The 18,892-nt window shown below is 62.0% G+C and carries 12 protein-coding genes and 1 tRNA gene; 9 read left to right on the forward strand and 4 right to left on the reverse strand.

The genetic code is table 11. The features are described from left to right. The first annotated feature begins 102 nt into the window (after window positions 1-102). On the forward strand, window positions 103-549 hold the full coding sequence (locus FAZ97_RS16570; RefSeq protein ID WP_158760958.1) for an HU family DNA-binding protein: 447 nt from the start codon (window positions 103-105) through the stop codon (window positions 547-549). Window positions 550-801: 252 nt separating this feature from the next. Further along, window positions 802-1,701: a LysR substrate-binding domain-containing protein gene (locus FAZ97_RS16575; protein WP_158759544.1), complete on the forward strand. Its 900-nt coding sequence runs from the start codon at window positions 802-804 to the stop codon at window positions 1,699-1,701. A 242-nt stretch (window positions 1,702-1,943) separates the two neighbouring features. Here the strand turns inward: FAZ97_RS16575 and FAZ97_RS16580 are convergent, their stop codons facing one another. After that, window positions 1,944-3,152, reverse strand: coding sequence for a porin (locus FAZ97_RS16580; protein WP_158759545.1), 1,209 nt, complete (start codon window positions 3,150-3,152; stop codon window positions 1,944-1,946). Between the two features lie 220 nt (window positions 3,153-3,372). Next, a complete protein-coding gene (locus FAZ97_RS16585; protein WP_158759546.1) occupies window positions 3,373-4,782 on the reverse strand; it encodes a YihY/virulence factor BrkB family protein in 1,410 nt (469 codons plus the stop codon). Window positions 4,783-4,976: 194 nt separating this feature from the next. Here FAZ97_RS16585 and fdnG point away from each other — a divergent pair, with 194 nt between their 5' ends. From fdnG to FAZ97_RS16620, 7 genes are all read left to right on the forward strand, one after another. Continuing rightward, window positions 4,977-8,048, forward strand: a complete 3,072-nt coding sequence (fdnG, locus tag FAZ97_RS16590; protein ID WP_158759547.1) for a formate dehydrogenase-N subunit alpha — start codon at window positions 4,977-4,979, stop codon at window positions 8,046-8,048. Between the two features lie 12 nt (window positions 8,049-8,060). Then, window positions 8,061-8,999: a formate dehydrogenase subunit beta gene (gene fdxH, locus FAZ97_RS16595; RefSeq protein ID WP_158759548.1), complete on the forward strand. Its 939-nt coding sequence runs from the start codon at window positions 8,061-8,063 to the stop codon at window positions 8,997-8,999. Then, window positions 8,986-9,612: a formate dehydrogenase subunit gamma gene (locus FAZ97_RS16600; protein ID WP_158759549.1), complete on the forward strand. Its 627-nt coding sequence runs from the start codon at window positions 8,986-8,988 to the stop codon at window positions 9,610-9,612. The genes fdxH and FAZ97_RS16600 overlap by 14 nt, the downstream gene beginning before the upstream one ends. 118 nt (window positions 9,613-9,730) lie before the next feature. Further along, window positions 9,731-10,663, forward strand: a complete 933-nt coding sequence (gene fdhE / locus FAZ97_RS16605) for a formate dehydrogenase accessory protein FdhE (protein ID WP_158759550.1) — start codon at window positions 9,731-9,733, stop codon at window positions 10,661-10,663. A gap of 16 nt (window positions 10,664-10,679) precedes the next feature. Next, window positions 10,680-12,146: an L-seryl-tRNA(Sec) selenium transferase gene (selA, locus tag FAZ97_RS16610; protein WP_158759551.1), complete on the forward strand. Its 1,467-nt coding sequence runs from the start codon at window positions 10,680-10,682 to the stop codon at window positions 12,144-12,146. Next, on the forward strand, window positions 12,143-14,071 hold the full coding sequence (selB, locus tag FAZ97_RS16615; RefSeq protein ID WP_158759552.1) for a selenocysteine-specific translation elongation factor: 1,929 nt from the start codon (window positions 12,143-12,145) through the stop codon (window positions 14,069-14,071). Before selA ends, selB begins: the two co-directional genes overlap by 4 nt. Before the next feature lie 54 nt (window positions 14,072-14,125). After that, a tRNA-Sec gene (locus FAZ97_RS16620) sits at window positions 14,126-14,221 on the forward strand. A gap of 1,084 nt (window positions 14,222-15,305) precedes the next feature. Here FAZ97_RS16620 and FAZ97_RS16625 read toward each other — a convergent pair. Both FAZ97_RS16625 and FAZ97_RS16630 read right to left on the reverse strand, forming a co-directional pair. Beyond that, window positions 15,306-16,229: a LysR family transcriptional regulator gene (locus FAZ97_RS16625; RefSeq protein WP_158759553.1), complete on the reverse strand. Its 924-nt coding sequence runs from the start codon at window positions 16,227-16,229 to the stop codon at window positions 15,306-15,308. A gap of 368 nt (window positions 16,230-16,597) precedes the next feature. Further along, window positions 16,598-17,575 carry a DUF535 family protein gene (locus FAZ97_RS16630; RefSeq protein ID WP_158759554.1) on the reverse strand — a complete coding sequence of 326 codons (978 nt, stop codon included), beginning with the start codon at window positions 17,573-17,575 and terminating at the stop codon, window positions 16,598-16,600. Between the last annotated feature and the right edge of the window lie 1,317 nt (window positions 17,576-18,892).

Genomic DNA, 18,892 nt, shown 5'->3' on the forward strand with positions numbered 1-18,892 from the left:
AAAGCTTCACGCAAAACGCTTGCGCGTATGTAGAATCCGCCGTTGAAGCACGGCATTCCGCAGTGCTTCTTCGATTCACTGACCAACACTGGTAGGAGAAACATGCCGACTTCCGCAAAGAAAGTGGCCAAAAAGGCAGCTGCCCCGGCCAAGAAGGTTGCCGCAAAGAAAGCGCCCGCCACCAAGACGGCCGCAGCTAAGAAGGTCGCCGTGAAGGCGTCCGGCGCACCGACGCCGATCAAGGACACCTTCACGAAGGCCTCGCTGGCTACCCACGTCGCTGAGCGTGCAGGCGTCGAGCCGAAGGCTGCCAAGGCTGTGCTCGCCGCGCTGGAAGACACGATCCTCGGTTCGGTCCACAAGAAGGGCGCCGGCGAATTCACGCTGTCGGGTCTTCTGAAGATCGTCGTGCAGGCCGTGCCGGCGAAGAAGAAGCGCTTCGGCAAGGATCCGTTCACGGGCGAAGAGCGCTGGTTCCCGGCCAAGCCCGCATCGGTCCGCATCAAGGCGCGCGCCCTGAAGAAGCTGAAGGACGCTGCAGCAGCCTGATTGCGCTGATTGCGCATCGAGCCGCGGCCTTCGGGCAGCGGCTACCGTCAGTACCAAAAAATCCCTGTTGGCGTCGAGCCCACGGGGATTTTCATTTGGTGCGTACATTGCGCAGAGGTGCTTAACGCCATGCTCCAATATTATGGTTCGATATTCGGTATCATGCCTCATATATAAGGCGAAAAATGCCATCTGGTTCGTATGATGGCGATGCCTTACATCCAAATATTCGAATCTCCATAACACCGCATTATGCCGACAGCCGATCTCAGTTTGCGCCAGGTGGAAGCGTTTCGCGCATTGATGCAGTGGCGCACCGTCACTCGCGCGGCGCAGGCGCTTGGCATTTCGCAGCCTGCGGCGAGCCGTCTGCTTGCCGACTTCGAAGCGAAGATGGGGTTCGCGCTTTTCGAGCGACGCCAGGGACGCTTGCTGCCCACCGTCGAGGCGCACACGCTGCAAGACGAGGTCGAGCGCGCGTTCTTCGGCTTCGAGCGCGTCGCCCAGGTCGCCGCGCAGATTCGCGCGCAACGGCGCGGCGTCGTGCGTGTCGCCGCTTCGGCGGATCTTTGCGCCGACTTTCTGCCGCGCGTGGCCGCTGCGTTCGCGAGCGAGCACGAGGGTGTCGATCTCGAACTGATGACCGCAGACGCTGGCGAGATTGCCGAGCGCGTGGCGGCGCAACGCTGCGATCTCGGGTTCGTCGCGCAAGCCGTCGTGCATCCTGGCGCGCGTCTCGAGGCACTCGGCGAATGGCCGCTGCGCTGCATCGTGCCGCGTGGGCACCGCCTTGCGCGCAAGCGCGTGATCGATGCGCAGGACTGCGCGGGCGAACGCTTCATTTCGTTTGCCACGGCGAGCGCGGCGCGCCTCTCCATCGACCGGCTCTTTGCCGAATGCGGGGTGGCGCGCGAGCCTGGCGTCGAAGCGGCGCTCGCGCAATCCGTCGTGGCGATGGTGGAAGCGGGGATGGGCATCGCGCTCGTCGACGCGCTGACGGCCCAGCATGCGAGTGCGCGGGTGAGCGTGAAGCGCTTTACGCCGGCGCTGTCGAGTGCGCTCCATGTCGTGCGCGGCACACAACGCGCGCCGACGGCGTTGGGCGACGCATTCGTGCGGCATGCTGCAGCCGCGCTGGTGCGGCTGCGCTAAGCCCTTCAGCCGTGTAAACGGCCGTAAACAGCAGCGTAATGCCGTGACTACACACGGCCTTGAACGAACCGCCTTTGAGGATGGCCTCTAAAACCCCGCGGCCATAAAAAAACCAGCCAGGGCTTGCGCCCGAGGCTGGTTTGTGCAGCGTGTAATTTTTAGCTGCGTGGTCTCGCTCGCTTCGCCGGAAGGGCTCGTCAGCCAGTTCCGGCGCCGGGCCGAAGCCCGGACTAAAGCGTTGCTTAGAACTTGTGGCGGATGCCGAGGCTGACCAGGGTCTGCGAGCTCGAATCCGAGTTGTAGCCGTACGAGCCGATCGATGCGCCAGCCGTCGAGGTGGTGCTCGGCGTTTCGCTGTTGCCCGCGTTGCGCTGCGTGCCGTTGGCGTGCTGCCATGCTGCAACAGCGTACAGGTCGGTGCGCTTCGACAGGTTGTAGTCCGCGCCGAGCGAAATCTGGTTGTACGTGTTCGACGTGTCGCCAGAGCCGTGCGTCCAGGTGTAGCCGAGGCCGAGCAGCAGGGCCGGGTTCAGCTGGTAGCCGAAGAAGCCAGCAGCGACGTTGTAACGTTGCGTCGACTGGAAGTCCGAGTAGCCGTCAGCACGGAGTTGAACGTTGCTGTAACGTGCGCCGAACGTGAACGGGCCTGCGACGTATTGCGCAGCGATTGCAGCCGTGCCAACCGACTTGGCCGAAGCGTAGGCGTTGTTGATCTGGCTGTCGAACATGGCGCCCGAGGTTGCGCCCGAAGCCCAGCCCACCGTGCTCACGCCGTCGCTGGTCGTCGTACGCGAAGCGAGCGACGAAGCGTTGTCCATGCGGAAGTAGCCGGCGGCAACGTTGAACGAACCGACGCCGTACGTAGCAGCCGCGCCCCAGCTCTGACCCGAGCCCGTCGCGCCAGCCACGCCGCCCAGCGCGTACATGCCTTCGAACTGGAAGCCTTGCAGAACCGGCGAAACGTACTTGATGCCGCTGTTCGTGCGCGAGCTGTTGTCGTTGTTGTCGACGTCGCCCGGCGTTGCGAACGTGCTGCCGAAGTAGTTGTCGCCCGTGAGCGGCTGAACCATGTCGACCAGCGGGTCGTACTGGCGGCCGAGCGTGATCGTACCGTACTGATCGTGCGTCAGGCCGACAAAGGCTTGACGGCCGAACATCAGGCCACCTTGACCGAGCTTGCCGGTGTTGATGTCAAAGCCGTTTTCCAATTGGAAAATCGCCTTCAGGCCGCCGCCCAGATCTTCCGTACCCTTCAGGCCGAAACGGTTACCCGAAATGTTGCCGCCGAAGAGGGCAAACTGGTTCTTGTTGCCGGCGGTGGTACCGACATTGTTGGCCCACTGGATCGATTCGTCGATCACACCATACAGGGTCACGCTGCTTTGAGCGTGCGCGGTGCCAGCTGCGGCCAGGAGGGCCAGCGAGAGGGTCGAGAGAGCGACTCGTTTCATTCTGTTTTCTCCACGCAGAAATTGTGTAGTTGTTGCGCGTTGGAGAATAACGCAGCAGGTCAGGCGACCTGAACTGAAAAAATAAAGTTTGTCGCGAAAACCTGACACCGGCCAGAATCCCTTGTCAGACGGGGGCTCCGTCGATTATGTCGATTTTAGAAATATTGGATTGTTGACCGAGCATTATTGTTGTTTTTGATAAAAGTTCCGTAAACGTTCGTTATTTTTCAGACTTGCCGCGACCTTTGGTAGCGGCCTCGATTGGCCCATTTTCGTGGGGGTGGCGGCGCCTGCCGGCGGCCGTCATGGCAAGCGCGGCGCTCGCGACGAACAGCACCGAACCCCACGGATGGCGCTTCACATAGCGGTCGGCGGCAGCCACGGTGCGGCCCGCCTGGACCAGCGTGAGCGCGGCCGCGTAGGTGGCGCTGTCCTCCATGCGCACAACCGATCGGCGGATCTGCAGCCCCGATTTCACCCTCCCGAACGCTCCGCCATGGGCACTCGCGCGGCCCACAGCGCCGAGCGGAGTTTCCGATAGTGTCGATTTGTCTGCCGTAACGGCCGCCGCCAGGGCCGCGGGCAGTGCGGTGGCCGCAGGACTGCCGTTTCCGATCGGCACGGCACGCGGTGCCGGGGCGGCGGCAGACCGGTCCGCTGGCTTCGTATCGTGCCGCGCGACGATAGTCGAGGCGGCGAGCACCGAGGCCAGCTTGGCGCGGCTGCCTGGCGGTGTTTCCTCAAGGAAACCCCATGCGCCGCGCGGGTCGTGCATGCGCCCGCGCGCCGCCGAGAATTCGGCGCCGAGCAGGAGCACGGCGGCCGAAAAATAGAGCCACATGAGCAGCACCGCGAGCGACCCGGCGGCGCCGAAGGCCGTTGCCATGCCCGCGTGCGCGAGATAGAGCGCAAACAGCTTCTTGCCCGCCGAGAACAGGACCGCAGCGACAATCCCGCCCACCATCGCGTCGCGCCAGCGCACGTCGGCGTCGGGCAGGAAGCGCAGCAGGGCGCCGAACGCGACGGCCAGCACCACGAGGCCCACGCCGAGTTGCATCAGGTTGCCGATGATCACATAAGGAGAATTGCCCCAGAGCCACTGGCCGACGAAGGTGATGGCCGTGTCGAGCACGAGCGAGACGATCAGCAGGAACGCGACGCCCAGCACGAGGCTGAATGAAATGAGGCGCACGCGCACGAGCGCGAACACGCTGGAGGGACGCTGCCCGTCCGGCGGCCAGACGATGTTCAGTGCCGTATTCAGCGAGGAGAAGGTTGCGGACGCGCCGATCACGAGCAAGGCGAGCGAGATGATCGCCGCGACACCGCCCTTGCCGCCCGCGCGGTGCGCGTTTTGCACGATGGTGGTGATGCCAGCGGCCGCGTCGTCGCCGAGCACGTTGTGGACCTGGCGGAAAAGCTCGCCGCGCGCGGCGTCGTCGCCGAAGAACCACCCGGCCACGGCAATCACCATCACGAGCGTGGGCGCGAGCGAAAACGCCGAGTAGAACGCAATGCTCGCCGCAAGCGACGGGCAGCGGTTGGCGATGAACTGGCGCAGGGCGCCCACCACCCACGACGCTTCCTTGCGCGCGGCAGACTGCAGTCGTTCGGTGGAAAGCGTTGACATGATGGCGCGCCCCGCAGTGGTTCTTCCGTGGTTCGTTGCGTCACAAACCTGGCTCATTCGCCATCCAATATTAGCAAGCGTGGTTCCCGGGCGACCTCGCGCTGTACGCGTGCAAAGCTCGCGAACATCCAGCGCGATCCGTCGCCCAAAACGTCTTATACTGAAAAAACCAACAACCAAGCCGAGGACGCATCATGTTGCAGATGTCCCGGCGTCAGTTCCTCAAGGTCACGGCAACGTCGCTGGCGGGTTCCAGCCTCGCGCTGATGGGTTTCGCGCCCGACAACGCGCTTGCCGAGGTCCGACAATACAAACTGGCGCGCACTACTGAAACCCGCAATACCTGCCCGTACTGCTCGGTCGGTTGCGGGATCCTCATGTACGGTCTCGGCGATGGCGCGAAGAACGCGACGGCGAGCATCATCCACATCGAAGGCGATCCGGATCACCCCGTCAATCGCGGCACGCTGTGCCCGAAGGGCGCGAGCCTCATCGACTTCATCCACAGCGAGAGCCGCCTGAAGTACCCCGAGTATCGAGCGGCGGGTTCGAACGAGTGGAAACGTATTTCGTGGGACGAGGCGCTCGACCGCATTGCGAAGCTGTTGAAGGAAGATCGCGACGCGAACTTCGTCGAGAAAACGGCGGACGGCAAGACCGTGAACCGCTGGCTGACCACCGGTATGCTGGCCGCATCGGCGGGCAGCAACGAGGTCGGCTATCTCACGCATAAAGTGGCCCGCAGCATGGGCCTGCTCGCATTCGACAACCAGGCGCGTGTCTGACACGGCCCGACGGTGGCAGGTCTTGCCCCGACGTTTGGCCGTGGAGCGATGACGAACCATTGGGTCGACATACGCAATGCGGACGTGATTCTGGTGATGGGCGGCAATGCGGCCGAGGCGCACCCGTGCGGCTTCAAGTGGGTCACGGAGGCGAAGGCGCACCGCAAGGCGCGGCTCATCGTGGTGGACCCGCGTTTCAACCGCACGGCATCGGTCGCGGACTTCTACGCGCCGATCCGCACCGGCACGGACATCGCGTTCCTTGGCGCCGTGATCAACTATTTGCTCACGAACGACAAGATCCAGCATGAGTACGTGAAGAACTACACGGACTTCACGTTCATCGTGCGCGACGATTTCGCGTTCAACGACGGCATTTTCTCGGGCTACGATCCGCAGAAACATTCGTACCCGGACAAGTCGTCGTGGAACTACGAGATCGGCGACGACGGTTTCGTGAAGACCGACGACACCCTGCAGAACCCGCGCTGCGTCTACCAGTTGCTCAAGCAACATTATTCGCGCTACACGGCCGACATGGTCGAGAAGGTGTGCGGCACGCCAAAGGATAAATTCCTCAAGGTGTGCGAAATGCTCGCGAGCACGGCTGAGCCGGGCCGCGCGGGCACGATCCTGTACGCCCTCGGGTGGACCCATCACTCGGTCGGCTCGCAGATGATCCGCACCGGTGCGATGGTGCAACTGCTGCTTGGCAACATCGGCATTGCGGGCGGCGGCATGAATGCGCTGCGCGGGCATTCGAACATCCAGGGGCTCACGGACCTCGGGCTCATGTCGAACCTGCTGCCGGGCTACATGACGCTGCCGTTCGAGGCCGAACAGGACTACGACGACTACATCAAGAAGCGCGCGCAGCAGCCGTTGCGGCCGAACCAGTTGAGCTACTGGCAGCACTACGGCGCGTTCTTCGTGAGCTTCATGAAGTCATGGTGGGGCGATGCGGCCACGAAGGACAACAACTGGGGCTACGACTGGCTGCCGAAGCTCGACAAGCCTTACGACCTGCTGCAAACGATTGAGCTGATGAATCAGGGCAAGGTCAACGGCTATATCTGCCAGGGCTTCAACGTCATGGCGTCGGCGCCCGACAAGGCCAAGACCCTTTCGGCGCTCAGCAAGCTCAAGTGGCTCGTGATCATGGACCCGCTCGCCATCGAGACTTCCGAGTTCTGGAAGAAGTATGGCGACTATAACGACGTCGATTCGGCTTCGATCCAGACCGAAGTGTTTCGTTTGCCCACCACGTGCTTCGCGGAGGAAAACGGCTCGCTCGTGAGTTCGAGCCGCGTACTTCAGTGGCACTGGAAAGGCGCGGAGCCGCCGGGCGAGGCGCGGAGCGACCTCGAAATCATGTCGGGCCTGTTCCTGCGCATCCGCGCGGCGTACCAGAAGGACGGCGGCAAGCTGCCCGATCCGATCGTCAAGCTCGACTGGCCGTATTCGGATCCCGCCAGCCCCACGCCGGAGGAACTTGCGAAGGAGTACAACGGCCGGGCGCTCACCGACCAGACCGATGCAAAGGATCCCACCAAGGTGCTCGTGAAGAAGGGCGAGCAACTCGCGGGCTTCGCACAATTGAAGGACGACGGCACGACGTCGAGTGGCTGCTGGATCTTCTGCGGCGCGTGGACCCAGGCGGGCAACCAGATGGGCCGGCGCGACAATTCGGACCCAACCGGCATCGGCCAGACGCTGAACTGGGCCTGGGCGTGGCCGGTGAACCGGCGCGTGCTCTACAACCGCGCCTCGTGCGATACGGCGGGCAAGCCCTTCGATCCCACCCGCAAGCTGATCGGCTGGAACGGCAGCGCGTGGACGGGCGCGGACATACCCGACTACAAGGTCGACGAAGCGCCCGATCAGGGCATGGGGCCGTTCATCATGAACCCCGAGGGCGTGGCGCGCTTCTTCGCTCGCGACGGCATGAACGAAGGGCCGTTCCCCGAGCACTACGAACCATTCGAAAATCCGCTCGGCTATAACCCGTTCCATCCGAACAACCCGCTCGCCACGAACAATCCGGCGGCGCGCGTGTTCCCCGACGACCGCAAGACGTTCGGGACCGTGCAGCAGTTCCCGCATGTGGCGACCACGTACCGGCTCACCGAGCACTTCCACTTCTGGACCAAGCATGCGCGGTTGAACGCGATCATCCAGCCGCAGCAGTTCGTCGAGATCGGCGAGGCACTGGCGAAGGAGGTGGGCGTGGTGGCCGGCGACAGCGTGAAGGTGTCGAGCAATCGCGGCTACCTGATCGCGGTGGCCGTGGTGACCAAGCGCATCAAGCCGCTCACCATCGAGGGCAAGACCGTGCATACCGTTGGCGTGCCGCTGCACTGGGGCTTCAAGGGGCTCACGAAACCGGGTTATCTGACGAATACGCTCACGCCTCCCGTGGGCGACGGCAATTCGCAGACGCCCGAGTTCAAGTCGTTCCTCGTGAAGGTCGAAAAGGCATAGGGGGCGCGAACCATGGCATTTCAATCACTCGACGTCAGACGCCTTTCGGCCACCACCACGCCCCCGCCGGGCGTGCGCGAGCCGGTCACGGGCACGGTCGCGAAGCTCATCGACGTGACCAAGTGCATCGGCTGCAAAGCGTGCCAGACCGCGTGCATGGAGTGGAACGACCTGCGCGACGAGGTCGGCATCAATACCGGCGTCTACGACAATCCGCACGATCTCACCGAACACTCGTGGACCGTGATGCGTTTCGCGGAGTACGAGAACCCGAACGGCAACCTCGAATGGCTGATCCGCAAGGACGGCTGCATGCATTGCGACGATCCCGGTTGTTTGAAGGCGTGTCCGTCGCCGGGTGCGATCGTGCAGTACACGAACGGCATCGTCGATTTCCACGAGGAAAACTGCATCGGCTGCGGCTATTGCATCACGGGCTGTCCGTTCAACATTCCGCGCCTTTCGAAGACCGAACACCGTGTCTACAAATGCACGCTCTGTTCGGACCGCGTGGCCGTGGGGCAGGAGCCGGCCTGCGTGAAGACCTGCCCGACCGGGGCGATCGTGTTCGGCACCAAGGAAGACATGAAGCAGCATGCGGCCGAGCGCATTGTCGACCTCAAGGAGCGCGGTTTCGAAAACGCGGGGCTCTACGATCCGCAAGGCGTGGGCGGCACGCACGTGATGTACGTGCTGCACCACGCGGACCAGCCCTCGCTCTATCACGGCCTGCCCGACAATCCGCGCATCAGCCCGATGGTGCGCCTGTGGAAGGGCATCGCCAAGCCGGTCGCACTCGGCATCATGGCGCTCACGGCGCTGGCCGGCTTCTTCCATTACACGCGCATTGGCCCGAACGAACTGACGGCGGAAGACGAAGCCGCCGCGCGCGACGAGGCGCGGCGCATCCGTGGCGAACCACCCGAGGAGCGCAACGATGAAAGACGATGAACCGCAACTGATCGAGCGCTACACGCCCAACGAGCGCAGCAACCACTGGATCACCGCGATCTGCTTCATTCTGCTCGCGCTCTCGGGACTCGCGATGTTTCATCCGGCCATGTCGTGGCTTTACGCGGTGCTCGGCGGCGGTCAGTGGACCCGCATTCTGCATCCGTTCATCGGCGTCGTGATGTTCGTTTCGTTCCTGATTCTTGCGCTGCGTTTCTGGCATCACAACTATCTGGACAAAGACGACATCCAGTGGATGAAGCAGATGGGCGACGTGCTCAACAACCGCGAAGACAGGCTGCCGGAAATCGGCCGCTACAATGCGGGACAGAAGCTGTTATTCTTCACGATGGTGGTTTGCCTCGTGCTGTTGCTCTTGAGCGGCATCGTGATCTGGCGGCGGTATTTCTCGTTCTATTTCCCGATCGAGATGATCCGGCTCTCGTCGGTGGTGCATGCGATCGCGGCGTTCGTGCTGATATGCGGCATCATCGTTCATATTTACGCCGCGCTGTGGGTGAAAGGATCGATCGGCGCCATGACGCGCGGTTACGTCACCTGGGGCTGGGCGAGAAAGCATCATCCGCGCTGGTTCCGCGAGAGCATCAAGTAACGCACAGGCTGCGCGCCGCCTGCCGTCAAGGCAGGGGGCGGCGCAAGCGGCAAACCGCCGGCGCCCGCGAGGGCACGGCGGTTTTTTCTTGGTGAAGCCGTTCTGGAGCAGACCCGTCGTGACGCAACGCATTCTCGACCCGCAGCAAATCGAATCGCTCGATCCGTCGGCTATTCCGCGCATCCGTCTGCCCGAGCGCTTTGCCTTTTTCAGCACGCGCGCCGTGCGCCTGCGGCATCTCGCGGACCACAATCCCATTGGCGGCTACGTGCGATTAATGGCGGCGCTCGTCGACGCGCAGCAGGAGGCGCTCGAACATTGCAGCGCTTCCATGCCTTCGCGCGAAGCCATTGCGAACGCGCAGCATCATTGCATGCCGATACTGCCGGCGCTTTCGGGCGAGCGTGATCCGCAATGGCGCGCGGTGCTATTGCGTCTCGCGGATCATGTCGAAGCCGCGGGCGCCGTTGCGCCTGCGCTCGCGAACGTGCTCGCTGAACTGCGCGCCATGGATGAAGCGCAACTCGACGCCCAGGCCGACGCGGTTCTCGCGCAGCGCTACGCCGAAGTCGCGCCCGCCACCGCGCCGTTCATCATGGCCGCGCTGCAGGTGGTGTGGACCGACCTCGCGAGCCGCATCGACGAGCGGGACATTCCGTATGTCGACGCGCCGGGCGTATGCCCCGTGTGCGGGTCGCCGCCCGTTGCCAGCATCGTGCGCATTGGCGGCGCGTATCAGGGCTATCGGTATGTGCAATGCGGTCTGTGCGGCACCGAGGCGCATGTGGTGCGCGTGAAGTGCACGAACTGCGATTCGACCAAGGGCATTGCGTATCACGGCATCGAAGGCGGCAATGCGGCACTCAAGGCCGAATCGTGCGACGAGTGCCAGACTTACCGCAAGATCGGCTATCAGGAGAAGGATCTCGACTTCGAGCCGCTCGCCGACGACCTCGCGAGTCTCACGCTCGATCTGCTGATGAGCGACGCGGGTTACCGGCGCGCGAGCCCGAATCCGCTGCTATGGCCCGACGTGCCAGGCGACCGGTAAAGGAGTCGCGCACACCATGAGCGAAACCGTGGGACAAGCAGCGGAACACGATGCGCGCACCCTGGGCGCGCTGCTCGCAACCATGCCGGCGGTCGAGCGGGTCATTGCCTCGGAGGAGGCGCAGCCGCTGATCGCGCAATACGGACGCACCCAGGTGCTGGACGCGATACGCGCCACGCAGGACGCCTGGCGTCGTGATGCGCGAGCCGGCGTACTGGCGAATGAAGACAAGGACACCGAACCGTTTTCGCTAGAACGCGTGATTGCGGACACCGTGCGACGGTTAGCCGAACGCACGCAAAGCCGCTTGCGGCCCGTCTTCAATCTCACGGGCACGGTGCTCCACACGAATCTCGGCCGAGCGCTGCTCCCCGACGCGGCCGTAGAAGCCGTCGTACAGGCGCTCACACAACCCGCGAACCTCGAATTCGATCTCGCGAGCGGCAAGCGCGGCGACCGCGACGATCTGATCGACTCGCTGATCTGCGAACTGACGGGCGCCGAGGCCGCGACAGTCGTCAACAACAACGCGGCGGCGGTGCTGCTGCTGTTGAGCGCGCTCGCGAATCGCAAGGAGGTCGTCGTTTCGCGCGGCGAACTGGTCGAGATTGGCGGGGCGTTTCGCATTCCCGACATCATGAGCCGCGCGGGCGCACGGCTGCGCGAGATCGGCACGACGAACCGGACCCATCTCAAGGACTACGAAGCGGCGATCAACGCGCGCACGGCGCTGCTGATGAAGGTGCATTGCAGCAACTATGCGATCAGCGGCTTTACGAAGAGTGTCGAACTCGACGAACTCGCGCCGCTGGCGCGTCAGCATGGCCTGCCGGTAGCGGTCGATCTGGGCAGCGGCACGCTCGTCGATCTCGCGCAGTGGGGTTTGCCCGCCGAGCCCACCGTGCGCGCGACCGTTGAAGCGGGCGCGGACCTCGTGACCTTCAGCGGCGACAAACTGCTCGGCGGCCCGCAGGCGGGGCTGATCGTCGGACGCAAGGAACTCATTGCGAAGATCAAGAAGCACCCGCTCAAGCGCGCGTTGCGCGTGGGCAAGCTCACGCTCGCGGCGCTCGAACCGGTTTTGAGGCTCTATCAGGCGCCTGAATTCCTGCAGGAGCGGCTGACTACGCTGCGCCTTCTCACACGCCCCGCCACGCAAATGCAGGAGGCTGCGCAGCGCGCGCTGCCCGCGTTGCAGCGTGCGGTTGGCGATGCGTATGCCGCGAGTGTCGAGCCGATGTTCAGCCAGATCGGCAGCGGCGCATTGCCTGTGGACGTGCTGCCGAGCAGCGGGCTCGTCGTGCGCTACGCAGGCAAAGGCGGCAGCGGCCGCGCGCTGCTCAAGCTCGAACGCGCGTTGCGCGAGCTGCCGCAGCCCGTGATCGGCCGCATTGCCGATGACGCTGTACGCCTCGACCTGCGCTGCCTCGAATCCTGGGCCGAAACGGCGTTCGTCGCGCAACTCGCGGAGCTGCGCCTGTGATCGTCGGCACGGCGGGGCATATCGACCACGGCAAGACCACGCTGGTCCGTGCCTTGACCGGCGTAGACACCGACCGCCTGAAAGAAGAGAAGGCGCGCGGCATTTCGATCGAACTCGGTTACGCATACCTGCCGCTCGCCAATGGCGACGTGCTTGGCTTCATCGACGTGCCTGGGCACGAAAAGCTCGTGCATACGATGGCGGCGGGTGCGTGCGGCATCGACTTCGCGTTGCTCGTGATCGCTGCCGACGACGGCGTGATGCCGCAAACGCGCGAGCATCTCGCCATTCTGCAGCTGTTAGGTGTGCAGCAAGGCGCCATCGCGCTGACCAAGGCCGATCGCGTGGATGTGGCGCGGCTCGATGCCGTGCGGGCTGAAATTGCCGCCTGGCTCGCTGAGACGATGTTTGCGGACGCGCCGATCTTCGAGACGAACGCCACGCAGCCGCATGACGAAGGCGTGGCGCGCCTCGACGCCTGGTTGCGCGAGCGCGCGAGTACATGGCGCGCGCGACGAGACGACGGCCTGTTTCGCCTCGCGGTGGATCGCGTCTTTACGCTGACGGGCCAAGGAACGGTGGTGACGGGCACGGTGTTCTCCGGGCGCGTACAAGCCGGCGACGCGCTCGTGCTCGCACCCGCCGGCACGTCCGTGCGCGTGCGTGGCCTGCACGCGCAGAATCGCGCGGTACCGGCTGGCAACGCGGGACATGCTGGCCAGCGTTGCGCGCTGAATCTCGCGGGCATCGACAAGGGGCAGATTGCGCGCGGTGACTGGATCGTCGATGCTCGGCTGGCCGAGCCTGCCATGCGCCTCGACGTCGAACTGCAGCTGCTCGGCGACGCGGACATCACGTTGCAGCACTGGTCGCCGCTTCATGTGCACCTGGGCACGACGCATCGTGTTGTCAACGTCGCGTTGCTCGAAGGCGAAACGCTCGGACCGGGCGCGGCCGCCCGCGTGCAGCTCGTTTTCGACGCGCCGTTGCACGCGATGCCGGGAGACCGGTTTATCGTTCGCAACGCGCAGGCAAACCGCACCATAGGCGGCGGCCGCGTGCTCGATCCGTTCGGCCCGCCGCGGCGGCGCAGGACGGCCGAACGGCGCGCATGGCTCGACGCGATGCGCACGTGGCTCGACGAAGCGAACCTTGCGCCGCTGATCGACGAAGCCCCGCGCGGCATTGCGCGCACGACGTTGGTACGGTTGACCGGATACGACGATGCCGCGCTGGCATTGCCCGCCGATGCGATTTCCATCGCACCACAAGGGCGCGACGACGAAGGCGCGTTGATCGCACACGCGCACTGGACGAAGCTCACCGGGCGCATTGTCGAAGCGCTCGGCGAGTTTCATGCGCGCTCGCCCGACGAGCAGGGGCCGGACGCAGCGCGTTTGCGGCGCATGGCGGCGCCGCTTGTGAGCGATGCGGTGTGGCGCGCCGCGATTGAAGCGCTCGAACGCGAGGGGCGCGTGGCGCGCAGCGGCCCGTGGCTGCATTTGCCTTCGCATGCCGTGACGCTCGACGCGGACGACGAAGCGCTCGCGGCGCGCCTCATGCCGCTCGTTGCGCAAGGGCGTTTCGATCCGCCGTGGGTGCGGGATCTCGCGCGCGAGACGGGCCAGCCGGAAGAGAGGGTGCGTGCGTTGCTGCGCAAGCTCGCGCGCCTGGGCAGGGTGTATCAGGTCGTGCGCGATCTCTTTTACGATCGGGACGTGGTGCAGACGCTCGCTCGCGCCGTGGCGCAGATTGCGGCGGAGCAGGACGGCGCCGTCAACGCCGCGGCGTTTCGCGACGCCACGGCATTGGGCCGCAAACGGGCGATCCAGATTCTGGAGTACTTCGATCGCGTTGGATATACTCGCTTTCAGCGCGACACGCATCTGCTACGGCACGATAGCCGAATGCGCGAATGGTTGTAGGCACATCGATGTGTGTTTGAGGCTGCAGTCGCGGTTGCGGTTGGGTTCGACGAAGGAAGGCATTCGTATCCGGTGGTACGGCCAGGCTTCAAACCTGGTTGGGGGCGTCAGCCGCTCCCGGGTCGGTTCGACTCCGGCTGCCTTCCGCCACATAAGGCTTCCCCGGCCTTCCAATATCTTCTTCTTACGTTGGCATCCTGTAGATCGTTGAGTGCGCGATATCGACACCGCGATGGTCGAAGAAGCGCTCGATCCCCACGATTCAGCGCAGCGGTCGCCGGTATTCAGCCAGAGCGTGCCGTTGTCCGCGAGGACATCTGTGTCTCTGCGTTGGTGGTGGGTACCAAAGTCAGTCGCGAATGTACTGAACACTGCCTCTAGGTTTTGGAAGCGCTTTTGCCTCGGCTCTGTGATTAACTCCCTCCGGATTTCACTCATAAAATTGGCACGACAAGCGACGTCAGCCAGATAGCCAGAAGAACACTACTAATCGCCGGGGACAGACGATGGATACAAGTGACGAGGTGGGAGCCGCCCACGGGGTGTGGGTCATCGCCCGCGAAAAGGTTGCCAGAGAACTTCCGCGATTAATCCTCGAATACCCCGACGACGACTTGATACGTGCGCTGATTGCTGAGGAAGTCACTGCTCATAGAGACTTCCTTGCCAAACGGGCCTGAGCCGGCTGCGCGCTCTAATCGGTGGTCCGTTGTCGTTCTCATTTCGGGTCACGAGTGAGCACCGGCTGCAACGGTGGTCATTGCTGCGGCAATTGCAGCGTCGATACCGCTCGCCGGCGCATCGATCGACTAGCGCGATTGCAATCCAGCAAGCCAGAAAGCCCCGGGGAGACACCGGAGAACTGGGCCCGGGGCTTTCTGGCTTGCTGAAGAGAGCCTGACGAAGCGACCCAACAGGCAGCTTGGAAAGCACAATATCCGAGCGCCGAAAATGAAACTTTTACAGAAACAAACATGGCCACCGCTGGCGGGCAGGTGGGGAACTGCGGTGACTCCGTGCTTGACCTCCGCGCACCGGTTCAAACCACCCCAAGCTCCAGTCGCCTCCCCAGCGCGCTTCAATACAGCAGTGGTGGTAAGGAACATCCCGTTGCAGCCGTCTGACGCACACATTCGCAATCGCCCGAGTTGGTCGCTGTTCGGAAGCTCCGCAACACGACGTGCCACACGCTTGAGCAAGCTGCGGAGCGGGCTCCGGTTTTTGCGGCACAAAACTAGACATGCAGTGTGACACCTTCAATAAAATGCGTTTCCCTCAAACATTCTTCCAGTATGGAAATGAATGTCGTTGTGGTTGCCGAAGTTGGCGCCATCCTGGAGCGGAATATATACACATCTCGCTGTAGACCAGGCGTATCGAAGAATCGAAACGGAAGATCTCTAACGGAAGGATGGGAGGCTGCCAACGCCGAGATAATGCAAACTCCGATGCCATGCCTGACCATCGATAACTGGGCATCGAGGCTGGTTACGGTGACCCTTCTGTCCAGTTTCATCCATATTTCTGGACTATATTTTTTCAAGGCAATCTCGATACTCGACTCTTCCATATCGCATATGACAGGGAAGTTGGGAATCTTGTCGAGGGATACCACCATCGGTATGTTGCGATATCCTGGCGGGAAAACTACGCCTAGCCTGGCCGTAAGCAGCTTTTGAATGCTGACGATGTTTGTCGCGTTGCCAACATACGAGCCCACACCGACATCTACGTGCCCATTCGCAATTCGGTTGATTATCCCGTGACATGTATCGTCAATGACAGTCGCGTTAATCGTAGGGTGGCGTTGCGTCATTGTCTGAATGACACACGGGAGCACGGTTGAGGCAAAAGCCATGCCGCTCGCAATCGCTATTGTGCCGGCTCGTCCAATTGACTGTTGTCGCAATTGTTCGATCGACCTGTTAAAGTCGTTTATGATTCTCTGTGCGACTGGAAGGAAAGTGGCTCCGTGTGTCGAGAGAAAGACCTTGCGTGTATTACGGTTGAATAATGAAAGACCAGTGCTGCTTTCCAGTTCATGAATTGTCTTCGTGAGAGTGGATTGAGTCACACACAGCGAATCCGCCGCGCCTGTGAAACTTCCCTCATTGGCGATTGTGACAAACGCGCGAAGATGGCGTAGTGAGATGTTCATCTTTTTTCCGAGTTGGAGAGGGTCCGTATCATTCGGCTCTGGACTGACGACCTTCCGTATTTTTTTCAGAGTCTGGGATGAAAATGCGCCGATGCCTCTGTCTCTTTCTTCGCTCGTGACGCCATTGTCCGAGCCTTGCGGCCGTGGCTTCAGATGGTGTCAGACCTTGCGCAAAGCGCTACGCGCTACGCGTCATCTATAGATGCCTCCGACATACAACGTCGTGATGTTGCTATTGGAAAGTTGGCAAGTGCGGGTTTCCCGTTGAGCCTAACCCGGCAGCCTTGACACGCTAAGCAAACGTTTCACCAAATTGGCATAGCTGTTGGGCGCGGACGCTCCGCGCTCAGGCTGGTGTAAAACCCGGCTTAGCAACTTACAGTTGACAGGGGGGCGCAGAGGTCCGCTAGATCGTTGCCGGCATCCGAGTGGATCGGATGAGATGGCATCGCATCTTCAGTCAGGCCCGGTTCGACTGTCCGGGTGATCTGTGCCAGCAAATCCGCGATTAGCATCTGCCGCCTGCGGAATGCAGCGCGTCGGTGTGACGGAACTTCGCTGATATCCCGGTGTGTCAGGCGAAGTGGCAAAGCAAATCGATCACCAGCCTCAATACCGCCTACTTCCCGCCAGAAGCCATCATAATCAGCGTGAATTTGAACCGCCGTTGGTGCGGAAACATGCGCTTTCCTGGTCACGCCGGTCAGCGTGTCGATCCTTGCCATCCTGCCGAGCGCGACGACAGCCTCCATCACCGCGGCCTTCGGTCGCAAGCCATGGCATGCGCGCGTCGCCTCGCGCACGCGCTCGCGATCGGTGCCTGCCGGACCTTGCAGGCCGCCGATCAGCGCACTTCGTTTGCCTGATTCGGCATTTTTATCAAAACTGACCGTCGCCCACGCTAGATCGACCTGCGCGACCACGTCGCGCCACGCAACGGTAAGCAATCCTTCTCTCCAGCAGCGCACTGGCTCGCTTATAACAAGCGCATAGTTTCCGTTCAATGCCAGCGTCACATCGTTCGATTTCAGGTAGAGACTGTGCACGAGATCGTCGCCAAGAAGCTCCCTCACGACCTGGAAATGTGCGCATAGCAGTCCTGCCCGCACGTGGGCGGGCATATTCGCCTCGGCGAATCGATGAAAGGGACGTTCGAGAAAGCGTCGGTTGCGAACAGCCATGTCGGCCAGCAGCGAGTTCGTCGTCAATGCGTTCAACCAGATGCGGGCTGCAAAAGGATGGAGCAGTGCGTACGTCAGTACGCGGCCCTGCCGGAAGAGGTCTCGGGGACCTCGTCCGGGAATGGATCTGGACAGCAAGTGACAAAAATCAAAAAACGACATCATTGACCCCGATCAATTTAGTATTTTTGGTATGGCCAAACACCGAGGCCGCCGGCTCAAATACTGGACTGGCAGCGGTCGAACTTGTCACGGCGGTTTTGGCTCGATGACAATTCCTGTCGCGGACGAGGAAGGATTCGACTCCGTCGTGCGTACAGGAAATCTTCTGGTGATACCGTCTCGCCTTCCAGCTCAAGTGGACTGGGGTGTCGACTCCGTAATAGCGGTTTTAATTACATGATTACATCGCATTACGAACTAATAGAGACATCCCCGTAGGCACTTCGCCGTTTGTATCCCCGCTTTTGTCCCTGCTTGTTATTGAAGTTCGGCCAATCTCCCGTGCAAGCGAGGCTTTCGTCCAGCCGGCATCAGCAAGTGCGCAGCTCCTTACATGGGTTTGACAGATCCCGTAGTACTACGAAGCATGGTTAAAGTTGCAATATGTTACTGAATATTTCATCTAACGTCTAGCCGACGCACAACGATAGATCTACACGCTGGCCTCGAAGCACTGACAGAGAGGTGGCGCGACAAGGCCGCAGGGAAGGGCTTCTCTCGCGGCCGAAGCCTGTGCCGCACAAGACTGTTGCGGACCCGCGGAGAAGCTACCCGGCGGTAGCTGCGGACGTAATGGAATTCATCAGGGTAACTGCGCGGGCAAATAGCCGCGTCCAGAGCACGCATCAGCCGACGCGCAGATGTGAAAGGAAAATGAACGGCATTCGCAACGCGCATCGCACGCACACATTCCTCTCATGCGGCTTGCGCATCTTTTCTGGCAAAGAAAATTTCCGGAGGAGCGCCAGAGCTCAAATCGCTACGACTCCGGTTATCGCGCGTAGAGATCGTCAGCAATCACATCCCACCACGATTCAGCGACCGCCGGTTTGCTCCACCGCCGAATCGGATCCACCGCCGCGGACCCGATTTCGGCATGCTTCCGTGAAGTGTTAAGCGGGGTGTGAGTCGTCGAACCGATTCTGAACGCGGCTTTTCAATTGCCAGCAATGCGAGATTTAGAGTCGAAATGAGTTCATGCGCCTCGTCCGTAGATAAGTCAAACGCGAGCAGATTCCGTCTCCCGAGGTTAGCGTTGCCGGGCGTGACTGCCGACAGAATGAGCGCGATACGCCCATTGGCAGGCGAGACGCCAACAACGCGAACATATTGCAGAAGAGTCTTCCTCATGCCACCTTCCGGCCAACGGATCTGCAAGCTGGAGGATCGCATGGTCGCATAGGATGTCCACTCCTTTGAGATCAATTTTGACCTAACTACGAATTCAATTATTGAAATAAATGCGCGGTTCTATGCGCG

The sequence above is a fragment of the Paraburkholderia acidiphila genome (genome assembly GCF_009789655.1).
GTDB lineage: Bacteria > Pseudomonadota > Gammaproteobacteria > Burkholderiales > Burkholderiaceae > Paraburkholderia > Paraburkholderia acidiphila.

Bases quoted from the DNA above. Each gene is read 5' to 3' on its own strand.
- FAZ97_RS16575 (WP_158759544.1), top strand. From the start codon at position 802: ATGCCGACAGCCGATCTCAGTTTGCGCCAGGTGGAAGCGTTTCGCGCA.
- FAZ97_RS16585 (WP_158759546.1), bottom strand. From the start codon at position 4,782: ATGTCAACGCTTTCCACCGAACGACTGCAGTCTGCCGCGCGCAAGGAA.
- FAZ97_RS16580 (WP_158759545.1), bottom strand. From the start codon at position 3,152: ATGAAACGAGTCGCTCTCTCGACCCTCTCGCTGGCCCTCCTGGCCGCA.
- FAZ97_RS16630 (WP_158759554.1), bottom strand. From the start codon at position 17,575: ATGATGTCGTTTTTTGATTTTTGTCACTTGCTGTCCAGATCCATTCCC.
- selA (WP_158759551.1), top strand. From the start codon at position 10,680: ATGAGCGAAACCGTGGGACAAGCAGCGGAACACGATGCGCGCACCCTG.
- FAZ97_RS16625 (WP_158759553.1), bottom strand. From the start codon at position 16,229: ATGAACATCTCACTACGCCATCTTCGCGCGTTTGTCACAATCGCCAAT.
- FAZ97_RS16600 (WP_158759549.1), top strand. From the start codon at position 8,986: ATGAAAGACGATGAACCGCAACTGATCGAGCGCTACACGCCCAACGAG.
- FAZ97_RS16570 (WP_158760958.1), top strand. From the start codon at position 103: ATGCCGACTTCCGCAAAGAAAGTGGCCAAAAAGGCAGCTGCCCCGGCC.
- fdxH (WP_158759548.1), top strand. From the start codon at position 8,061: ATGGCATTTCAATCACTCGACGTCAGACGCCTTTCGGCCACCACCACG.